Genomic DNA, 19,547 nt, shown 5'->3' with positions numbered 1-19,547 from the left:
GGCGATCCTGTTGACTGTCCTGAGCCTGGCGGCGGTGGCCGCCGTGGCCGGCTCGTGGCTGGCGCCGTACGATCCGGCGGCGCAGGATCTCGCGCTCGGCGCGGTGGGGCCGAGCGCCGCGCACTGGCTGGGCACCGACGACCTGGGCCGCGACGTGCTGTCGCGGTTGCTGGCCGGTGCCGGTTCGGCACTGATGTGGCCGGTGCTCGTCGCCGTCTGCACGACGCTGCTGAGCACGACGCTCGGGCTGCTGGCCGGCTACCGGCTGGGCTGGGTGGACACGCTGCTCATGCGCGCGGCCGACCTGGCGATCGCGCTGCCGGGCATGCTCGTGCTGATCGTCGTGGTCGGCGTGGTCGGCGGCGGGTACGGCTGGGCGGTGCTGGCCATGGCGGTGCTGTTCACGCCGGGCGACATCCGGGTGATCCGCAGCCTCACCCTCGCCCAGCGCGAGCTGGCCTACGCCGAGGCGGCGCGCACGCTGGGCCTGCGCCCGTCGCGGATCATGTTCAGGCATCTGCTGCCGAACGTGGCGCCCACCGTGGTGGCCAACACGCTGTTGAGCTTCGTGGCGGCGCTGGTGGCGCTGGCGGGCCTGTCGTTCCTGGGTGTCGGCCTGCCCGCCGGCACGCCCGACTGGGGCCTGATGGTCGAGGAGAACCGCGGGCTGCTGGACCTGAACCCGTGGGCCTCGATCGCGCCCGCGGCCCTGATCACCGTGGTCGCGTGCGCGGCCACCCTGCTGGGCGACCGCGCGTTCGAGTCGCTGTCGAAGGGAGGCCTGCGGTGAGGATCTCCGAGCTGCGTGTCTCAGGGTCCGGCCTCATCGTCGACGGGGTGGACCTGGAGGTCGCCCGCGGCGAGATGGTGGGCCTGGTCGGCGAGTCCGGCAGCGGCAAGTCGCTCACCGCGCGGGCGGCCGCGGGCCTGCTGCCCAAGGGGTTGCACGCCACCGGCTCGATCACGCTCGACGGCCGGGAGCTGCTCGGAGCGCGCGAGCGGGTGTTGCGCTCGGTGCGCGGGACCCGGGTGAGCCTGCTCATGCAGGACCCGTTCGCCGTGCTGAACCCCCTGCGGACGGCGGGGGCCCACGTCGCGGAGTCGTTGCGGGGGCGCAGGGACCGGGCGGAGGTGCTGCGCCGGCTGGCCGAGGTGGGCATCGACGATCCTGCCGCGGCCGGGCGCTACCCGTTCCAGCTGTCGGGCGGCATGCGGCAACGGGTGGCGCTGGCCGCCGCGCTGGCGGCGGACCCGGAGCTGCTGATCGCCGACGAGCCCACCACCGCGCTGGACGCCAGTACGCAGCACGAGATCCTCATGCTGGTCAAGGGGATCCAGCGGGCGCGCGGCATGGGTGTCCTGCTGATCACCCACGACCTGCGGGTGGCCTTCGAGCTGTGCGACCGCGTGGCGGTCATGTACGCCGGACGCATCGTCGAGCAAGGACCCGCCGCGGGGATGGGCAGCACGCCGGCGCATCCGTACACGGCGGGACTGCTGGCGGCCGTGCCGACGGTCGAGCGGCGGCTGCCCCGGCTGACCGGCATCAGGGGCAGCGTGCCCGCCGCGGTGGAGGTGACGGAGACGTGCGCGTTCGTCTCCCGCTGCGACCAGGCGGCGCCCGAGTGCGCGCACGCCCGGCCGCCGCTGCGCGAGCTGGGCCCGGACCGGCTCACCGCCTGCCTGCACGACGTGCGCCCGCGGATCCGCGCCGAGGACGGTCCGCTGGACCACCGCCGGGTCGCCGCCGACCAGGTGCTGCGCGTCACGGACCTGCGCAAGACCTACGGCTCGCACGTCGCGCTGGGCGGCGTCTCCCTGCACGTCGACCGTGGCGAGACCGTCGGTGTCGTCGGCGGTTCAGGCTCGGGCAAGACCACGCTGGCCCGCTGCGTGCTGGGCCTGGTGCGGCCGGACTCGGGCACGATCGAGCTGGCCGACCCGGTGCGGCCACGGCATCGGCTGGTGCAGTGCGTCTTCCAGGACCCGTCGACCTCGCTCAACCCTGCCTTGACGGTCGGCGCCACGCTGGCGGAGGCGGCGGCGCAGGGCCCGGCGGAGGGCGGGCACACCGTGGCCGAGCTGCTCGAGCTGGTGGGGCTGCCCGCCGCGTACGCGGACCGGAGGCCGGCCGGGTTGTCGGGCGGCGAGCGGCAGCGGGTGGCCATCGCCAGGGCGTTGTCCGTGCGGCCGGAGCTGCTGATCTGCGACGAGCCGGTGGCCTCGCTGGACGTCTCGGTCCAGGCACACGTTCTGGAGCTGTTGCGGGAGGTCGGCATCAGCATGGTGTTCGTCACCCACGACCTGGCGGTCGTCAGGCAGATGGCCGACCGGCTGGTGGTGCTCTCGCGGGGCGAGGTGGTGGAGAGCGGCGACACGGCGGAGGTGCTCGACGCCCCTGCGCACGCCTACACGCGCAGGCTGCTGGCCGCCGTACCCGCCAAGCCCTGATATTTCATCCATTCGTACATAGCGCCCGCGATGGCGGGCAAGGGAGCCTATCGCCATGCATGACCTGCTGCTTCGCGACGGGACCGTCCATGACGGGCTCGGCGGACCGCCGCGGCACGCCGACGTCGCGATCGCCGACGGGCGCGTGGTCGCCGTCGGCCCCGACCTCGGCCCGGCCCGCCGTGTGATCGACGTCTCCGGCCTGCTCGTCAGCCCGGGGTTCGTCGACCCGCACAGCCACTCCGACACCGTGCCCTTCCTGGAGGAGGCGCAGCCGTTCAAGCTGCTGCAGGGCGTGACCACCGAGATCGTGGGCAACTGCGGTTTCTCGTGCGGCCCGACCCATCCGGAGACGATGGGCTTCATGCCCGCCGAGCTGGCCGGGGCGGCCTTCACCACGCTCGGCGAGTACCTGGACGCCGCCGAGACGGCCGGGCCGAGCAACAACCTGGCCGTGCTCGTCGGGCACAACACGCTGCGCCTGGCCGCGGCGGGGATGAGCGCCAGGATCACCCCGGATGGGCTGGCGCGCATGTGCGAGCTGGCCGCGCAGTCCTTCGAGGCCGGCGCGGTGGGACTGTCGAGCGGCCTGGAGTACGTGCCCGGCGCCTACGCCGACCTCGACGAACTGGTCGCGCTCGCGCTGGTGGCCAAACGCTGGGACCTGCCGTACGCGACGCACATGCGCAGCGAGAGCGAGGGCCTGGCCGACGCGCTGGACGAGGCGATCGCGGTGGCGCGGCGGGCCGGCATCCGGCTGCAGGTCTCGCACTGCAAGGCCTCGGGGCGAGCGGTGCACGGCGCCTCCGCGATGATGCTGGACAAGCTCGCCCAGGCCCGCCGCGCGGGCGTGGACGTACGCGCGGACGTCTACCCCTACCTGGCCTTCGGCACCATGCTGGTCGCGGTGCTGCCGCCGATCGCGTGCGAGGGCGGCGAGCAGGCGCTGCTCGAACGGCTGGCCGACCCGGCCCAGCGCGCGGCGCTGCGCGCGCTGGCCGAGAGCCCGGACACGGGCACCGGCGTCGGGTTCTGGCGCGAGCTGCACGCCTCGGACGTGCAGATCCTCGTCCACAACGACCCGGGCATCGAGGGCAGGCGGCTGGCCGACCTCGGCGGCGACCCGTGGGAGGCGCTGTGCGACCTGCTCAGGCTGGACCCGCAGGCCTCCGGCGTCTTCCACACCATGCACGAGAAGGATCTCGCGGCGTTCCTCGCCGACCCGCTGGTCTCCATCGGCTCCGACAACGGACCTCCGGTCGGCCCCAACCATCCGCGCACGTTCGGCACCTTCCCCACTTACCTCGGCACCTACGTCGAGAAGGACGACATGCCTGAGGCGATCCGCAAGGTCAGTTCCGCCGTCGCCGCCCAGTTCGGCCTGGCCGGGCGCGGCTGGCTGGGGCCGGGCGCGGTCGCCGACCTCTGCGTCTTCGACCCGGACACGATCGGCCACGCGGGCACCTACGAGCGGCCCGACGTACGGCCGACGGGCGTCGAGCACGTCTTCCTGGCCGGGCATCAGGTGATCGCCGGCGGCGAGTTCACCGGCGGCAGGCACGGCCGGATGCTCAGGCGGGGCGCCCGGTGACGGCGCGCGGGCGGATCACGCTCGGCGTGCTGATCGACAGCCTCGGCCCCGACGTGGTGCGCCCGCTGGCGCTGCCGCACGGAAGGGGACCGCTGGTGGGAACCCCGGTCATCTACGACCCCGAAGGGCCGCAGGCCGGGCTCGACGGCACGGTCCTGCTGGTGACCGGCCGCCCCTCGGCGGAGATCCTGGCCCGCGCGGGCGAGAGCGGGGTGGCCGTCGTCGTGGTCAAGCCGGGCACCTGCGACGAGCAGGCACTGACCACCGCGGCCGAGGCGGCGGGCACGGCGCTGCTCGCCGCGCCGCCCGAGCTGTCCTGGGGCCAGCTCTACACGCTCGTCGACACCCTGCTCGCCATGGTCGCCCCGGCCGAGGATCCTGGCGCCACCCGGGCGGCCGACCTGTTCGTGCTGGCCAACGAGGTGGCCGTCCGGGTGGGTGGCGCGGTGGCGATCGAGGATCTGGCGATGCGGGTGCTCGCCTACTCCACGGTCGAGGGCCAGCGCATCGACGAGCTGCGCAAGGAGGGCATCCTGGGCCGCCGGGTGCCCGAGCACCCGACCAACGCCGAGGAGTACGCGATCGTCCTGCGCGCCGACGGGGTGGTCTGGAGCTACGAGCCGCGCGAGTACTATCCCCGCCTGGCCATCGCGATCCGGGCGCACGGCGAGGCGCTCGGCACGATCTGGGCGGTGCAGGCGGACGAGCCGCTGGCTCACGACGCCGCCGCGGTGCTCGCGGAGGCGGCCGCGGCCGCCGCGCCGCACCTGGCGCGCATCAACCTCGCCGCCGACGCGGCGCGGCGCCGACGGGACGAGTGCCTGGGCTGGCTGCTGCGCGGCATCGGCGCGGTCGACGAGCTGGCCACCTCCTTCGGCCTGCTGCCGAGCGAACCGGTGACGGTCGTGACTCTGGGCCCCTACGCGGGCTCGGCCGACGCCTTCGCCGCCGCGCACGCCGCCGACCTGCTGCGTACCGCGTATCTGGCCTACCGGATCAGGGCCGCGACGGGCGTGGTCGACGGCCGCGCCTACGCCATCGCCGCGGCTGAGGCGTCCGCGCCGCTGCTGCGCAGAATCACCGTGGACACCCTGGCCAGGGTGAGCGAGCGGCTGGGCGGCGGCTGGCGGGCCGGCATCGGCCGTACCGCCGCCTCCGTCGCCGCCGTGCCCGCCGGTGCGCGCCAGGCGGAGGAGGCGCTGCGCGCGGTCTGCGGGCCGTTCGCCCAGGAGCTGGCCGGTTCGCACGAGGACCTGTCCACGCCGCTGTTCCTCATGGACGCGGAGGCCGCGCTGCGGCCCAAACCCTCCCTGTCCGGCGAGCCGCTGGCGCTGATCGCCGCGCACGACGCCAGGCACGGCACCCAGTACGTGCACAGCCTGGCCGTCTGGATCGGCGCCCACTACGACGTGCCACGCGCGGCCGAACTGCTGTCGCTGCATCCCAACACGCTGCGGTACCGGCTGCGCAAGGTCGGCGAGATGATCGCGCTGGACGACCCGGACACGCGGCTGGTGCTCGCCCTCCAGCTCAGGCTGAACGGCGCCACAACGCGGACCGGGTGAAGTTCGGCGTGGACGCCAACGCCCCGGGCGGCGCGCGCCGCGATGCTGAGTTCCATGGCCGAACACCTCATCATCCGTCCCCTTCACGGCACAGGGGCACTGCAGCGTGCCGACCGACTGTTGCGCGAGGTCTGGGGCACCAGACGCGGTGACGACCCGCCGATGCTCCTCGACCTGATGTGCGCGTTCGCCCACACGGGCGGATACGTGGGCGGCGCCTTCCTCGACGAGGAGCTCGTCGGGGTGGCGGCAGGTTTCCTGGCGGCCGACCACAGCCTGCACTCGCACGTCGCGGGGGTGGCCGCCAAGGCGCGCGGACGTGGTGTGGGCCGGGCGCTCAAGGAGCACCAGCGGGCATGGGCGGCCGAGCGCGGGCTCGTCGCCGTGTCATGGACGTTCGACCCGCTGGTCAGGCGCAACGCCTTCTTCAACCTGACCCGCCTGGGTGCCCAGGTCCGTGGCTACCTGCCCGATTTCTACGGTCCGATGAGCGACGGTATCAACGACGGCGGGCCGTCCGACCGGCTGTTCGTCACCTGGCCGACCGAACAGGCCGCTCCCCCACCCGTCCCGGAGGGCGACGGGGTGGTGGTGGTGGACGAGACGGGCGCCGTACGGGACGCCGGGGGCGCGCCGCTGCTGCGCTGCGCGACCCCTGCGGACGTCGAGTCGCTGCGCGCGGCGGACCCGGCGGCGGCCGGGCGGTGGCGGGCGGCGCTGGAGAGCGGGCTCGGCGGCGCGCTCGAGCAGGGCTACCGGGTCACCGGCTTCACCCGCTCCGGCTGGTACCTGCTCGCCCGCGGAGGTGCCGCGTGAAGCTCGAGGCCGTCGAACTGCGCGAGGTCGCGTTGCCGCTGGTGAGCCCGTTCCGTACCTCGCTCGGCACCCAGACGGTGCGCACCGCGCTGCTCGTGCGGGTGCTGAGCGACGAGGGCGAGGGCTGGGGCGAGTGCGCGGCCGAGGACGAACCGACGTACAGCCCTGAGTACCTCGCCGGGGCCGCCGACGCGATCAGGCGGTTCATGGTCCCGGCGCTGGCCCCGCTCGACCTGGACCCGGCGGCGGTCGGCCCCGCGCTGCGGCACCTGCGCGGGCACCCGATGGCCAAGGCCGCCGTGGAGACGGCGGTGCTGGACTGCTGGCTGCGGGCCCGCCGCACGAGCCTGGCCGCCCACCTGGGAGGGGTACGGCGGCGCGTGCGCGTGGGCGTCTCCGTGGGCATCGCCGAGACCGTCGACGCGCTGCTGGACACGGTCGACCGGCATCTGACCGCGGGCTACGCCAGGATCAAGCTGAAGATCGAGCCCGGCTGGGACCTCGAGCCGGTCAGGGCGGTGCGCGAGACGTTCGGCGCCGGAGTGATGCTCACCGTCGACGCCAACACCGCCTACCATCCCGGCGACCTCAGGCACCTGGCGAAACTCGACGCATACGGGCTGGCGCTGGTCGAGCAGCCCTTCGCCCCTGACGACCTGCGCGCGCACGCCGCGCTCGCCGCCCGCATGGACACACCCGTGTGCCTGGACGAGAGCATCACCAGCGCGCGCGACGCCGCCGAGGCCATCAGACAGGGCGCCTGCTCGATCATCAACATCAAGCCGGGCCGCGTCGGCGGCTACCTGGAGGCGCGCCGCATCCACGACCTGGCCGAGGCGAACGGCGTGCCGGTCTGGTGCGGCGGCATGCTGGAGACCGGCCTCGGCCGGGCCGCCAACCTGGCGCTGGCCAGCTTGCCCGGTTTCACGCTGCCGGGCGACATCTCCGCCACCGAGCGGTACTACCACCGCGACATCACCCGCCCGTTCGTGCTGGACGGCGGCGAACTGCCGGTTCCGGACGAGCCCGGCCTCGGCGTGCTGCCCGAGGAGGCGGATCTGGAGGCGTGCACGACGGCGGTGGACACGGTGAGCTGCCGACGTTGAACCCGCACCGGTCGAGCTCGGTGGCTGCGCGAAGCCGGCGCGGACCCGTGCCGGGCGCGCTCGGGACCGCCGCCACGTGGGCGCCGGTCGTTGACATCACGGGCGGGCGCCGTGAAAGTGGCGGGCGTGGAAGACATCGTCGCCGTCGTGACAGGGGCCGCGCGCGGCATCGGCCGGGGCATCGCCCTCGTGCTGGGTGAAGCCGGCGCCACCGTCTACGTCACCGACCGCGAAAGCCGCGACCAACGCCACTCCGACCTGCCCGGCACGGTCGAGGACACCGCCGAGCAACTGACCGCGCGCGGCGGCCACGGCATCCCCGTGCGCGTCGACCACCGCGACGACCAGGCCGTCGAGGCGTTGTTCGCCAAGGTGGCCGCCGATCACGGCGGGCTGGACCTGCTGGTGGCCAACGCCTGCGACGGCAACGCGCTGCCGTTCGCCGGCGGGCCGTTCTGGACCCTGCCGCTCGACCACTGGCGCAACATGATCGACGTCGGGGTCCGCAGCCATCTCGTCTCGGCCTGGCACGCCGCCCCGCTGCTGATCGAACGGCGGGGCCTGGCCGTCCTGACCGGGTACGCCGATCCCGATGCCGAGGTGATCGCCGGCCATCTGTTCTACGACCTGGCCATGACGAGCGTCAGCCGCCTGGCCCGTTCCCTCGCCCACGACCTGCGCCCGCACGGGGTGACCGCGCTGGCGGTCTCGCCGGGGTTCACCAGGACCGAGGCGATCGTCGCGGCGCTCGGCGACGACTTCCAGGGCGGCGACCCGGTGGAGTTCCCCGGCCGGGCCGTCCGGGCCCTCCTGGACGATCCGGACGTGCGGCGGCACGCGGGGCGCACGATCCCGGTGGCGGAGCTGGCCCGGGAGTACGGCTTCACCGCCTGACCAGGCAGTGTGTGGCACCCACGTGACGGGCGTGCATTTTGCACTTTTTCCGGATGCGATCCGCATGACGTCAGGTGCACACGACACTACCGACAGCTATCGGCCGGCGCAAAAATCATGGCATGACGGAAATCAAGCCATTCACGATCGAGATCCCGCAAGCCGATCTCGACGATCTGAAGGACCGGCTGCGCCGTACCCGGTGGACCGAGGAGCTGCCCGCCGAAGAGCTCGACGGCGTTCCGGCGGCCGGACCGGTACGGCCGGGCTGGCAGTACGGCGTGCCGCTGTCCTACGTGCGCGACCTGGTGACGCGGTGGCGCGACTCCTTCGACTGGCGCGAGCAGGAGGCCAGGCTCAACCGACACCCGCAGTTCAGCACGGAGATCGACGGGCAGACCGTCCATTTCGTCCATGTGCGCTCGGACAACCCGCAGGCCACGCCGCTGATCCTCACCCACGGCTGGCCGAACACGTTCGTGGAGTACCTCGGCCTGGTCGAGCCGCTGTCACGGGAGTTCCACCTGGTCATCCCCTCCATCCCCGGATTCGGCTTCTCCGGGCACACCAGGCGGCGCGGCTGGGACGCCACACGGGTGGCCGCGACCTGGGCCGAGCTGATGCGGCGACTCGGCTACGCACGCTACGGCGTCCACGGCAACGACGCCGGCGCGATCATCGCGCCCGTGCTCGGCCGGATCGACCAGGACCGGGTGATCGGCGTGCACGTGAACCAGATCTTCTCCTTCCCCTCCGGTGATCCGGCCGAGTTCGCTGGCCTCACCCAGGCGGACCTGGACTATCTGGGGTTCCTGCAGTCGTTCGTCGAACACGCGATCCACGACAAGGCGCAGAGCGCGCAGCCGCAGACCCTGGCGCACGCGCTGGCCGACTCGCCCGCCGGCCTGCTCGCCTGGATCGGGCAGCTGCTCGGCGACGCCCTCGACCCCGACGACGTGCTCACCATCGCCTCGATCTACTGGTTCACCAACACCGCGGCCTCCTCGGCCCGTTTCTACTACGAGAACGCGCACACGCCGCAGCCCACCGAGCCCACCACGTTCCCTCTCGGGCTGGCCGGTTTCGCCTACGACTTCCGGCCGGTCCGCGCCTTCGCCGAGAGGGACCACAAGAACATCACGTCGTGGAACGAGTACGACCGGGGAAGCCACTGGGCCGCCCACGACGCGCCCGACCTGCTGGCCGACGACATCCGCGCGTTCTTTTCCACCTTTTCCACGATGGGAGACAAGGCATGAGCCGGCCGATCCTGGAGCAGGCGCACGACGCGCTCCGCACCGCCGTCCAAGGGGTCTCCGACTGGACCGCCCCGACTCCTTGCTCGGACTGGAACGCCACCCAGGTACTGCAGCACGCCGCGGGCGACCAGATCGCCTTCGCCGCGTTCCTCACGGGAGGACCGGGACCGTCGGAGAACCCGTTCGCCCCGTCGGGAAGGCTCGACGCCTCGCCCCAGAGCGTGCTGGAAGAGGCGCTCACACTTTCCGCGGACGCCTGGGCCGGCATCTCGCCCGACGCCGAGGAGGTCCCGGTCCCCCTTCCGCCGAACAAGATGCCCGCCAAGCTCGGCGTGGGCGCCTGCGCCCTCGACGCCGCCGTGCACGCCTGGGACATCGCCATGGCGAGCGGCGCCCCGTCCCCACTCACGCGGGAGCTCGCCCGCGAACTCCTCCCTGTGGCCCGCCAGATCGTCGAGCCCCTGCGAGCCTTCGGCGCCTACGCCGCCGCGCTCCCGCCCCGGCCGGGCGACGACGACACCGCCACCCTCCTTCGCTACCTGGGTCGCCACCCCGAACCGGAAGGACGTTGACCACGAGCAACCAACTCCCCGTCACCTCCGACCGCTAGGTCCCGCACGGCGGCGGCGCCGGGATCAGCGCCGCCGCCCCCTCCCGCTCTCGATGTGGTACGGCGGGCGCCGCGAAGGCTGTTCGGGCTGCTTAGGGGGCGGGCTGCCGGACGGCCGGGCACCGTCCCGCCCACCACACGCGCGCCCGCCGGGGAACCGCGCAGGTCAGGACGCCGCGCGGGTGAGGCCCGCAGAATCGGCCGAACAACTCGTCCCTGGTGTCGAAATGGCCGAGGTGGCAGCAGGGCCCGCAGCCGCGGGAAGCGCGCAGCCCAGAACCTGCCGTCCACCTGGAGCCCGCGCACCCTGGTGGCGATCCCGCGGGCCCTGGCCACCGCCTCCAGGACGGCGAGCCGCTGGCTGCAGGAGCCCTTGCTCAGGGCCAGCGTGACCGACACCGGCTGGAACTCGTCGAGCGCGTGGACCGGGCGCAGGCGGGCGGCGATGAGCCGGTGTGCCGCGATCAGGGCCGTCCGGGGGTCGCTCTCCTGGACCTCCGCCGCCAGCCGTGCCACCCGCGGATGGGCCCAGTCGAGGACAGGTGTGGTCGTGAGTGTCCGCACACCCCCATCCTGTCCTACGATCGCGGGTAGCATGAGGCGCATGGTGCGCGCTCTGGGCGATCTCGAAGCCACGATCATGGACAAGATGTGGTCCTACCACCGCCCCGCCTCGGTGCGAGACGTGCTCGAAGATCTGCGCCGGGAGCGCGAGATCGCCTACACCACCGTCATGACGGTCATGGACAAGCTCCACAAGAAGGGCCTGCTGCGCCGGGAGCCTGTGGGCAAGGCCTACGTGTACGAGACGGTGACCAGCAAGGAGGCCTACACGGCCGGCCTCATGCGGGAGACGCTGGCCAGCAGCGGCAACCAGGCCGCCACGCTCGTCCACTTCCTGGAGCGGCTGACCCCCGAGGAGTCGGCCGCGCTGGAGTCGGCGCTGCGGGTGTACCCGCCGAAGGGCCGCCAGCCGTGACGGACGCCGTCATCCTGGCCTGCTACGCGGTCGCGGTCGCCGTCCTGCTGCCGGCCCGGCTGAGCAGGGCGCGGTGGGCCGAGCGGGCGCCCAGGCTGGCGATCGCGATGTGGCTGGCGGCCTGCGCGTCGGTCGCCGGTTCGGCGCCGCTGGCGCTGCTGGCCGCCACGGTGCCGGCCGACACGATCGGGCACGGCCTGGCCGACCTGTTCGAGCTGTGCACGATGATCCTGGCCGAGGGCCCGGGAGCGGCCGCGTGGGCGGGGCTCGGCGCCGGCGCGCTGGTGGCGGGCCGGCTGGGGGCATGCCTGGGCGGGGTGCTGGCGAAGGCCAGGAGCGAACGCCGTCGCCACGCGGAGAGCCTGGCCCTGCTCGGCCGTCCCGACCGCGAGCTCGGCGCCGTCGTCGTCGACTACGCCGAGCCGCTGGTCTACTGCCTGCCCGGCAGGGCCGCCACCACCGTGATCACCACGGCCGCCCTCAGGTCGCTGAACGGCGAGCAGGTCGCCGCCGTGCTCGCCCACGAGCGGGCGCACGTGCGCGGCAGGCATCACCTCGTGCTGGCCGCCGGGGAGGCGTTCGCGCGGGCCTTCCCGTTCGTGCCGCTGTTCTCCGCGGCCCGCGCGGAGGTGGCCCGCCTGGTCGAGCTGCGCGCGGATGACGTGGCCGCCAGCCGCCACCCCCGGGTGCAGGTCGCCGCCGCGCTGGTGGGCCTGGCCACGGGGCGGGTGCCGGCGTTCGTGATGGGCGCGGGCGGGGAGAGCGCGCTGGCCAGGGTGCGCCGCATGCTGCGGCCGGCCGCGCCGCTGGGCCGCCGCCAGCGGGTGGCGGGGCTGGCCGCCGTCGCGTCGCTGCTGGCGGGTCCCGCGGCGGTGGCCGCGGTTCCTGGGCTGGCCGCGTTCGTCGCCCACCACTGCCACTCGCTTCCCCTGCTGTGAACTACGATCCTTCGTCGTAGCTCGATCTCGACGAAGGATGCGCATGCACGACGTGTTCGCCAGGCTCGACGCTTTCGGCGAGCGGTACCGGCTCGACCACGGCCTTTCTCCCGGCGAGGACTGGATCGACTGCTCGCGGCTGCTCGATCCCGGCTCGCCGGAGCTGACCCGCGTCCTCGATGCCGAACGGCACGCCAGCGGCCAGGTGAGCGACCACGCCACGGCACTGACGGTGATCGCCGTCTACGCGAGCCGCGTCACCCCCGCCGCGCTGCTGGCATGGGCGCTGGAGGGAGTCCTGATCGACATGCGCCCCTCGAACGTGGCCATCCGCCTGTCGGAGCATCACGGGTTCGAGGCGGTCGGGCTGCGGGAGCCGTCCGTCACCGAGGGCCCGGTGGAGAGGCTGGTCTCCTGGGTGCTGGAGGAGCATCTGCTGCCGCTGGCCGCCGCGCTGCGCGTACGGACCAGGGCGGGGCTGCGGCAGCTCGAGGGCGGGATCGCGTACGGCTGCGCGACGGCCTTCGGCGCCGCGGCGCTGCGCGGCGCCGACGTGGACGCGCTGGAGGCGGCCTACCATCGCTTCCTGTCGGCCGCGGGCGGCAGGCTCGTCCGGCTGGGCCGGCTGGTACGGCTCGCGGAGGCCGGCCGGGAGGGGCTGTTCTACCTGCGCGACACCTGCTGCCTGTACTACACCTCGGCCGAGAAGGAGCTGTGCGCGAGCTGCTGCCTGGTCAGCGAGTCCGACCGGATCGCGCGCTACCGGGCGGCACTCAGGAAGGCCTGAGAGGCGACACTGACGCCAGGGTGAGGCCATATCCCTCTTGTCATGGTGTCATCATGGCGTCATAGTGGTGCCGTGCCCGAGACCTTCGAGACCCCAGACCCGATCACCGCGACGATCTCCACCGGCACCGGCAGCCTGCGGATCGAGGCGAGCGACCGCGCCGACACCGTCGTCACGGTCCGCCCGCGCGACGAGTTCGACGACGCCGACGTGCAAGCCGCCCGGCAGACCACCGTCGAGTTCGTGGGCGGGCGACTGCTGGTGAAGGCGCCCAGGAAGCGGGGGCTGTCGCTGTTCAGCTGCCCCGGTTCGGTCGACGTGCTGATCGAGCTGCCGGCCGGCTCGCGCGTCGAGGCGTCCACGCAGGCCGAGATCCGCGGCAGGGGGCGGCTCGGCGAGTCCTCGTTCACCACCGCCATGGGCGGCATCACGCTCGACGAGACGGGACGGCTCCGGCTGAGCTCGGGCGACGGCGACGTCAGCGTGGCCGGTTCCACCGGCCACGCCGACGTCACCACCGACAACGGCACGATCGACGTGCGGCGCGTCGACGGCACCGCGCTGATCAGGACCGCCAACGGCGACATCAGCCTCGGTGAGGTGCGCGGCGACCTGCGGCTCAAGACCGCCTACGGAGACATCACCATCGACCGCGCGCTGGCGGGTGTCCACGCCAGGACCGCCCACGGCAGCATCCACGTCGAGGAGGCGGTGCGCGGCTCGCTCGACCTCGAGACCGCCCACGGCCAGCTGGAGGTCGGCGTCAAGCGGGGCACGGCCGCCTGGCTCGAGGTGAGCGCGCCGTACGGCACGGTGCGCAACCTGATGACGGCGGCGGCCGGGCCCGAGGAGTCCGACGAGACCCTCGAGGTGCGCGCCCGCACCTACCACGGCGACGTCGTGATCCGCCGCGCCTGAGCCCTCGCGGCCGTCGCCGCCCGGCGCGGGAGCACCCGGCCGAGATCAGCGGACGGCCCAGGTCAGCGGACGGCCCAGGTCAGCGAACGGCCGACGGGGAGGAGGCGTCGGCGACCAGCAGCCGGGGCGCGCCCGTGCCGTCGGCGGGTACCGCCCACACGTCCCCGCCCTTGGCGTACATCACGGTGTCGCCGTCCAGCCACGCCGCCTGGTCGTCGACGTCGGCCTGCTCGGCGAGCGGGGTCTCGGCCATCGTCGCCAGGTCGAGCGCGTGCAGCCGCCACGTCCCCCCTGGCATGCGCTTCTTGAACACCAGCCGCCCGCCGTCCGGCGACAGGGAGGGGCATTCGGCGTTGGCGCGCAGCACGCGCGCCTCCCACTTGCCGTAGTCGCCCTGCACCAGGTACGTCTTCCCGCGGGTGGAGACGGTGGCGTAGAAGCGGTTGTCGTCGGGCGCGAAGGTGACCCCCCAGTAGTTGACGTCGGCGGAGTGGTAGCGACGCCCGTCCTTGATCAGCGGGATCTGCTCCATGTTGGTGACCGCGTAGCCGGTCCGGTTGTCGAGGATGCCGGTCCAGGTGGAGAAGCCCGAGGTGTTGTAGGAGTCGCCGGTCACGAACACCGTCCAGGAGATCATCCGCCCGCTGGAGGAGACCCGGGCACGGCTCGGGATGCCGGCGATGTGCAGCCGCCTGGTCTCCCTCATCGTCCGGTCGACGACGACGGCGTAGGTCTTGGCCACGTCGGTGACCAGGCAGATGCCCGTCCCCGAGGCGGTGGCGAACCGCTCGCACCGGGTACGGCTGCCGCGCACCAGGCCGGTGCGCCCGTCCCTGACCACGATCTGGCCCGGCCGCGCGAGGTCGAAGGCGGCCGGGCCGCCTTCCGCGGCCACCCTCGCGGCACGCACGGTGTAGAACAGCGCGCCGCCGCCGAGCACGAGCAGCGCCGCGGCGAGGATGAGCGCCTTCCTCATCTGACCACCTTCCAGAGCGCCAGGCATGCCACGACGCCGGCGCCCATCGCGACCAGTCCTGGCACGGGTCCGGCGAGCGTCCACGCCGCGCCGAACAGGATCGAGGAGAGCATGCGGGCGACGGCCTGCCCGGTCTGCAGCACCGCCAGCCCGCTGGTGCGCAGATGGGCGGGCAGCAGCGGGCCGGCCGCGGCCATCAGCACGCCGTCGGTGGCCGCGTAGAAGAGCCCGAACAGCGCCAGCACCAGCCAGTACGGCGCGCCGGTCGCCAGCAGCGCGTAGACGCCGACCAGCGCGAGGTGGCCGAGCAGGAAGACGGGGACCCGGCCCCACCTGTCGGCCAGCCTGCCCAGCGGCACGGCCAGCAGCAGATAGACGGCGGCCGTGCCGAGCGGAAGCAGCGGGAAATGCTCGGGCGCGATGCCGGTGCCCTTCTGCAGCAGCAGGTAGACGAACGGATCGCTGATGGTGACCAGGCCGAGCGCGGCGGCTGTCAGGCAGATCCGGCGGAACGGCGGCAGCCGCAGCAGCGCGAGCGCGGGGCCCAGGCGCACCCCCTGCCGCGCGGGCAGGGCCGGCGTCTCCCTGACGTACAGGGCCAGCAGCACCACCCCGAGCACGGCGATCGCGAAGCTGACCACGAACACCGCGTCGTAGGCGCCGGTCGCACCGAGCACCGCGAAGGCGGCCAGCGGTCCGAGGAACGCGCCGACCGTGTCCATCGCCCGGTGCACGCCGAAGGCCTGCCCCTGCGTCTCGGGGGTGGCGCTCAGCGAGATCAGCGCGTCACGGGGCGCCGTCCGCAGGCCCTTGCCCGTCCGGTCGGCCGCGACGACCGCGCCGAGCAGGCCCACCGAGTTCCCGGCGGCGAGCAGGCCGAGCTTGCACGCCGCCGAGAGCCCGTAGCCGATGCCCGCCACCAGCTTGCGCCGCTGCCACCGGTCGGCGGCGTGCCCGGCGGCCAGCCGTACCAGCGCGGTCACGCCGAAGTAGAGGCCGTCCAGCAGGCCGTAGGCCAGCGGGCTGAGCCCCAGCACGAGCACCGCGTAGTACGGCAGGACCGCGGTCACCATCTCGGCGGAGATGTCGGTGACCAGGCTGACCACGCCCAGCGCCAGCACGTTGGCCGGCACCGCCGTGGTCAGCCCGCGGTAGCGGAATCCGGAGATGTACATGCCTCAGTGGCAGGTGTAGGTGGGGCTGGTGTCCTTGACCTGGCCGTCGACGCCGATCAGCTGCGACGAGAAGGTGCTGTCGCCCATCGTCAGCTTCACCACGCCGAACGTCCCCGACAGCCGCTTCTGGCTGTTGGGCTGCACGTTCTCGATGTTGTACGGCGAGGCGCCGCCCATGCCGCCGAGGATCTCGACGATGCCGTTCGGGTCGGCCTGCGCGTTCGGGTTCTGCGGGCCGAACCGCTCGTAGTGGTGGTCGTGACCGTTGAGGACGAGGTCGGCTCCGCGCTCGTAGAGGATCTGCCACACCGGCCTGCTGACCGGGTCGTTGCCGTGCTCGCCGGAGCTGTACAGCGGGTGGTGCCAGTAGGCGGCGACGCACCGCTTGTTCGTGGCGGCCAGGTCGGCCTTCAACCAGGTGATCTGGGCGCTCTGGTCGAAGAGGTTGGAGTCGAGGGCCACGAAGTGCCAGTTGCCGCGGTCGAAGCTGTAGTAGCTCTTGCCGTTGGGGAAGGCGATCGAGCCGAAGTAGGACTTGTAGCCGGCCTCGAAGCCCGCGGGGTCGTAGCTCTCGTGGTTGCCGGGCGACGGGCGGGTCTTGCTCTTGAACGCGCCCCACGTCTTGTCGTAGTAGGCGGTGAAGTCCTGCAGCCGGGCGTCGTCGTACTGGTTGTCGCCCATCGTGATGACGAACTCGGGGTTCATCTGCTTGACCAGGTTGGCCGTCTTCGGGTGCACGCAGGAGCTGGAAGAGGCCGTGCACTGCTCGGCGATGTCACCCGCGGCGGCCACCACGAAGGTCTCGCCGCCGGAGGAACTGCCGACGGTGAGCTTGTCCAGGTTCGGGCCGCCGGTCGAGCCGGTGGCGGTGGCGCGGACGGTGTTGGCGCCCGCCTTGAGCGTGGTGGGCAGCGTGACGTCGGCCCAGGTGGACCAGGCGCCGGTGCCGGGGAAGTCACGCGTGGTGGTGGCGCCGTTGACCGCGATGGCCAGCGGGCGGGCGGCCGTGGTCCCGTTGGCGTAGCGCAAGGTCAGGTTGGCCGGGCCGGCCGTCGCGGCCTGGACCGTCCACTCGACGTAGCCGCCCGGGGCGTTGACGTAGTCGACGAAGCCGGAACCGGTGTAGCCGGCGTGGTTGCTGGCCACGGAGGCCTGCGAGAGCGTGGCGTCCTCCGCCTGGTAGTCGGGGCCGCCCGGGTTGCCGCCCCCGCCGTCGCCGTAGACCTGCATCTCGTAGAGCGAGTAGCCGTAGGAGGTGCCTCTGGCGGTGCCGTACAGGCGCACGAAGCGGCCCGAGCCGGTCACGGTGAGGGTGTCGGTGCCGCCGTCGCCACTTGTGGTGGAGTGGACGGTCGTCCAGGCGACGCCGTCGGCGGAGGTCTGGATCTGGTACGCCTTGGCGTAGGCCGCCTCCCACGTCAGCGTGACGCGGGAGATCGGGGTGACCGCACCGAGGTCGACCTGGATCCATTCCGGGTCGTGGCCCTCGGCGGAGGCCCATCGGGTGGCGGTGAGGTCGCCGTCGAAGGCGGCGGCGGCCCCTAACGAGGCGTCCTCGATCGAGGAGGCGGTGGCCGGCTTGCCCTGAGAGAGCAGGGTTTCGGCCGCCGTGGCCGAGGCCGGTACGGCGAGCAACCCGGCCACCAGGGTGAGGGATAACAGCAGGGCACGCGACATTGACAGCTCCAAGGCATGGGGCTACGACTCACGACGCGCGGCCGGGGCAGAAAGGTAACTGAGCGCGTCACGTCGTCGCCGACGCCGCGCCAAGCCGCTCAGCCGCATCTTGGCAAGCGGTTCGGGAGGGTGTCAATAAAGTTAGGAAAGGTTCCTAACTTCGTCACCGACGCGTCGGGGTCACTTCACCGCGATGCCGTCGAGGTAGGACTCCAGCGCGGCGAGCAGGTCGAACTCCGGCTCCAGCAGCCACTGGATCTGCAGGCCGTCCAGGACGGCGATCAGCAGCGGCCCGCTCGCCTCGGGCACGACCTCGCCGCGCTCCTGCGCCTGCGCGATCGTGGCGGAGAAGAGCTCGCGGCTGGTGCGGTAGCGCTTCTGGAAGAAGTCGTGCGCGGGATGCTCGGGGTCGGTGGCTTCGGCCGACAGCGTCACGAACAGCCGCATGACGCCCTGGGCGGTCATGTTGCGGATCATGAGCTCGCGCATCGCCACGCGGAAGCTGCCGACCTCCGCCCACTTCTCCTCGAACCACGGGATGTCGATGTCGTCCCGCTGCTGCAGCACGGCGGCCAGCAGGTCCTCCTTGGACGGGAAGTAGTGCAGGACGCCCGCCAGGGTGAGTCCGACCTGGGTGGCGACGTCGCGCATCGACGCGCCCCGGTAGCCGCGGACACTGAACAACTCCCTGGCGGCGTCGAGGATCTGCTGCCTGCGGGCGATACCGACGGCGTAGGGCTTCCTGGTGGCCATGCGATCGAGGATAACAAACCTATCGGTTGGTAGCTTTTCCTGTCGCCGCCACCGGGGCCCCGAGCCGCGCCTCCCTCAGCCGCGCAGGCCCGCGAACAGGTCGTCCTCCTGATCAGGCGCGGCCACCTTGGCGACCTTCCTGACGAACGACTCGGTCGCGAACGCCCGATGCTGGGCCTCCTCCGGCATCTGCAACAGGAAGATGCTGTCACTTTGGCTGGCGTGCGCCCGCAGCGCCTTGACCTTGTTCTCCACGTACGGCGAGACGTCGACCACGGTCGTGATCAGCTCGTCCGGCGTGCCGAAGTCCTCCGGCAGTTCGACCTCCTCCATCTCGATCCCGGAGGCGCGCATCCAGTCGAACATCTCCTGCACCCGGGCCCGCGAGACGGCCGTGTAGTAAAGCTTGTCGGGAATGCCCGTCGACTCCGTCGCCGCCACCGCGATCCTGTGCGCCTGGATGTGGTCGGGGTGACCGTACCCGCCCTTCTCGTCATAGGTGACCACGACCTGCGGCCGGTAGCGCTCCATCAACCCGGCCAGCCGGGCGGCCGCCTCGTCCACCGGCACGTTGCAGAAGGAGTCGGGATGGGCGTTGCCCGCCCAGCCGTCCATGCCCGAGTCGCGGTATCCGAGCAGCTCGACGTGCTCGATGCCGAGGTGGGCGACGGACTCCTTCAGCTCGGCCAGCCTGCGCTCGGCGACCTCGGCGTCGTCGTGACCCGGGTCGCCGGGCTTGACCCCGCCCGGACCGTCACCCTGCTCACCGTTGGTGCACGTGACCAGGACGGTCCTGATGCCCTCGGCGGCGTAACGGGAGAGGATGCCGCCGGTGCCGATCACCTCGTCGTCGGGGTGCGCGTGAACGGCCATCACTGTCAACTGTCGATCCATCTTTGCATTCAACCGCACGTCCCCGACAATTCCGCACCGGGAAGGGCTAGCAGTGAACACCACCGCCGGACCACCCGTGATCCGGATCTGCCGGCGGACCAGCTGGTCGGCTGACTGCGCGCCCGGCCGTCAGACGCTGATCCGCGTGCCGGGAAGAT

General features: G+C 72.6%; 18 protein-coding genes. 13 read left to right on the top strand and 5 right to left on the bottom strand.

The window, feature by feature from the left end; translation table 11 throughout:
• Positions 1-10: 10 nt before the first annotated feature.
• The 13 genes from ACWENQ_RS32695 to ACWENQ_RS32635 all read left to right on the top strand — a co-directional run bounded on the left by ACWENQ_RS32695 (position 11) and on the right by ACWENQ_RS32635 (position 13,914).
• Positions 11-790 (top strand): ABC transporter permease, encoded by a 780-nt coding sequence (locus ACWENQ_RS32695; RefSeq protein ID WP_452417658.1) that lies wholly within the window; start codon positions 11-13, stop codon positions 788-790.
• Positions 787-2,451 carry an oligopeptide/dipeptide ABC transporter ATP-binding protein gene (locus tag ACWENQ_RS32690; RefSeq protein WP_452417657.1) on the top strand — a complete coding sequence of 555 codons (1,665 nt, stop codon included), beginning with the start codon at positions 787-789 and terminating at the stop codon, positions 2,449-2,451. The genes ACWENQ_RS32695 and ACWENQ_RS32690 overlap by 4 nt, the downstream gene beginning before the upstream one ends.
• A 55-nt stretch (positions 2,452-2,506) precedes the next feature.
• Complete coding sequence (locus ACWENQ_RS32685) at positions 2,507-4,042, top strand: N-acyl-D-amino-acid deacylase family protein (protein WP_452417655.1); 1,536 nt, start codon at positions 2,507-2,509, stop codon at positions 4,040-4,042.
• Positions 4,043-4,068: 26 nt separating this feature from the next.
• On the top strand, positions 4,069-5,607 hold the full coding sequence (locus ACWENQ_RS32680) for a PucR family transcriptional regulator (protein ID WP_452417653.1): 1,539 nt from the start codon (positions 4,069-4,071) through the stop codon (positions 5,605-5,607).
• Positions 5,608-5,661: 54 nt separating this feature from the next.
• A complete protein-coding gene (locus ACWENQ_RS32675) occupies positions 5,662-6,423 on the top strand; it encodes a GNAT family N-acetyltransferase (protein ID WP_449928150.1) in 762 nt (253 codons plus the stop codon).
• The gene (menC, locus tag ACWENQ_RS32670; RefSeq protein WP_449928152.1) at positions 6,420-7,529 is read left to right on the top strand and encodes an o-succinylbenzoate synthase; all 1,110 of its coding nucleotides are present in this window, start codon (positions 6,420-6,422) and stop codon (positions 7,527-7,529) included. Before ACWENQ_RS32675 ends, menC begins: the two co-directional genes overlap by 4 nt.
• 126 nt (positions 7,530-7,655) lie before the next feature.
• Entirely contained in the window at positions 7,656-8,423 is a 768-nt protein-coding gene (locus ACWENQ_RS32665; protein ID WP_354912727.1) for an SDR family oxidoreductase, read from the top strand.
• 122 nt (positions 8,424-8,545) lie between these two features.
• Entirely contained in the window at positions 8,546-9,682 is a 1,137-nt protein-coding gene (locus ACWENQ_RS32660; RefSeq protein ID WP_449928155.1) for an epoxide hydrolase family protein, read from the top strand.
• Positions 9,679-10,254, top strand: coding sequence for a TIGR03086 family metal-binding protein (locus ACWENQ_RS32655; protein WP_449928157.1), 576 nt, complete (start codon positions 9,679-9,681; stop codon positions 10,252-10,254). Before ACWENQ_RS32660 ends, ACWENQ_RS32655 begins: the two co-directional genes overlap by 4 nt.
• Positions 10,255-10,896: 642 nt before the next feature.
• Positions 10,897-11,271 (top strand): BlaI/MecI/CopY family transcriptional regulator, encoded by a 375-nt coding sequence (locus tag ACWENQ_RS32650; protein WP_354912735.1) that lies wholly within the window; start codon positions 10,897-10,899, stop codon positions 11,269-11,271.
• Positions 11,268-12,209, top strand: a complete 942-nt coding sequence (locus tag ACWENQ_RS32645; protein WP_452417651.1) for a M56 family metallopeptidase — start codon at positions 11,268-11,270, stop codon at positions 12,207-12,209. Before ACWENQ_RS32650 ends, ACWENQ_RS32645 begins: the two co-directional genes overlap by 4 nt.
• A gap of 43 nt (positions 12,210-12,252) precedes the next feature.
• The gene (locus ACWENQ_RS32640) at positions 12,253-12,996 is read left to right on the top strand and encodes a (2Fe-2S)-binding protein (protein WP_452417649.1); all 744 of its coding nucleotides are present in this window, start codon (positions 12,253-12,255) and stop codon (positions 12,994-12,996) included.
• A gap of 72 nt (positions 12,997-13,068) precedes the next feature.
• A complete protein-coding gene (locus ACWENQ_RS32635) occupies positions 13,069-13,914 on the top strand; it encodes a DUF4097 family beta strand repeat-containing protein (protein ID WP_452417647.1) in 846 nt (281 codons plus the stop codon).
• A 79-nt stretch (positions 13,915-13,993) separates the two neighbouring features.
• On the opposite strand, the gene ACWENQ_RS32630 is transcribed toward ACWENQ_RS32635, so the two are convergent.
• The 5 genes from ACWENQ_RS32630 to ACWENQ_RS32610 form a co-directional block, all read right to left on the bottom strand.
• Positions 13,994-14,890 (bottom strand): TolB family protein, encoded by an 897-nt coding sequence (locus ACWENQ_RS32630; protein WP_452417645.1) that lies wholly within the window; start codon positions 14,888-14,890, stop codon positions 13,994-13,996.
• Positions 14,887-16,065, bottom strand: a complete 1,179-nt coding sequence (locus ACWENQ_RS32625) for an MFS transporter (RefSeq protein ID WP_452417644.1) — start codon at positions 16,063-16,065, stop codon at positions 14,887-14,889. The genes ACWENQ_RS32630 and ACWENQ_RS32625 overlap by 4 nt, the downstream gene beginning before the upstream one ends.
• 3 nt (positions 16,066-16,068) lie before the next feature.
• The gene (locus tag ACWENQ_RS32620) at positions 16,069-17,742 is read right to left on the bottom strand and encodes a discoidin domain-containing protein (protein WP_452417642.1); all 1,674 of its coding nucleotides are present in this window, start codon (positions 17,740-17,742) and stop codon (positions 16,069-16,071) included.
• Positions 17,743-17,922: 180 nt separating this feature from the next.
• A complete protein-coding gene (locus tag ACWENQ_RS32615; RefSeq protein WP_354912745.1) occupies positions 17,923-18,495 on the bottom strand; it encodes a TetR/AcrR family transcriptional regulator in 573 nt (190 codons plus the stop codon).
• Between the two features lie 75 nt (positions 18,496-18,570).
• A complete protein-coding gene (locus tag ACWENQ_RS32610) occupies positions 18,571-19,389 on the bottom strand; it encodes a PIG-L family deacetylase (RefSeq protein ID WP_354912747.1) in 819 nt (272 codons plus the stop codon).
• Positions 19,390-19,547 lie beyond the last annotated feature (158 nt).

Source organism: Nonomuraea sp. NPDC004354, from assembly GCF_053602555.1.
Note: the sequence above shows the minus strand (reverse complement) of the source record. Positions and strands in the feature narration are given on the sequence as shown.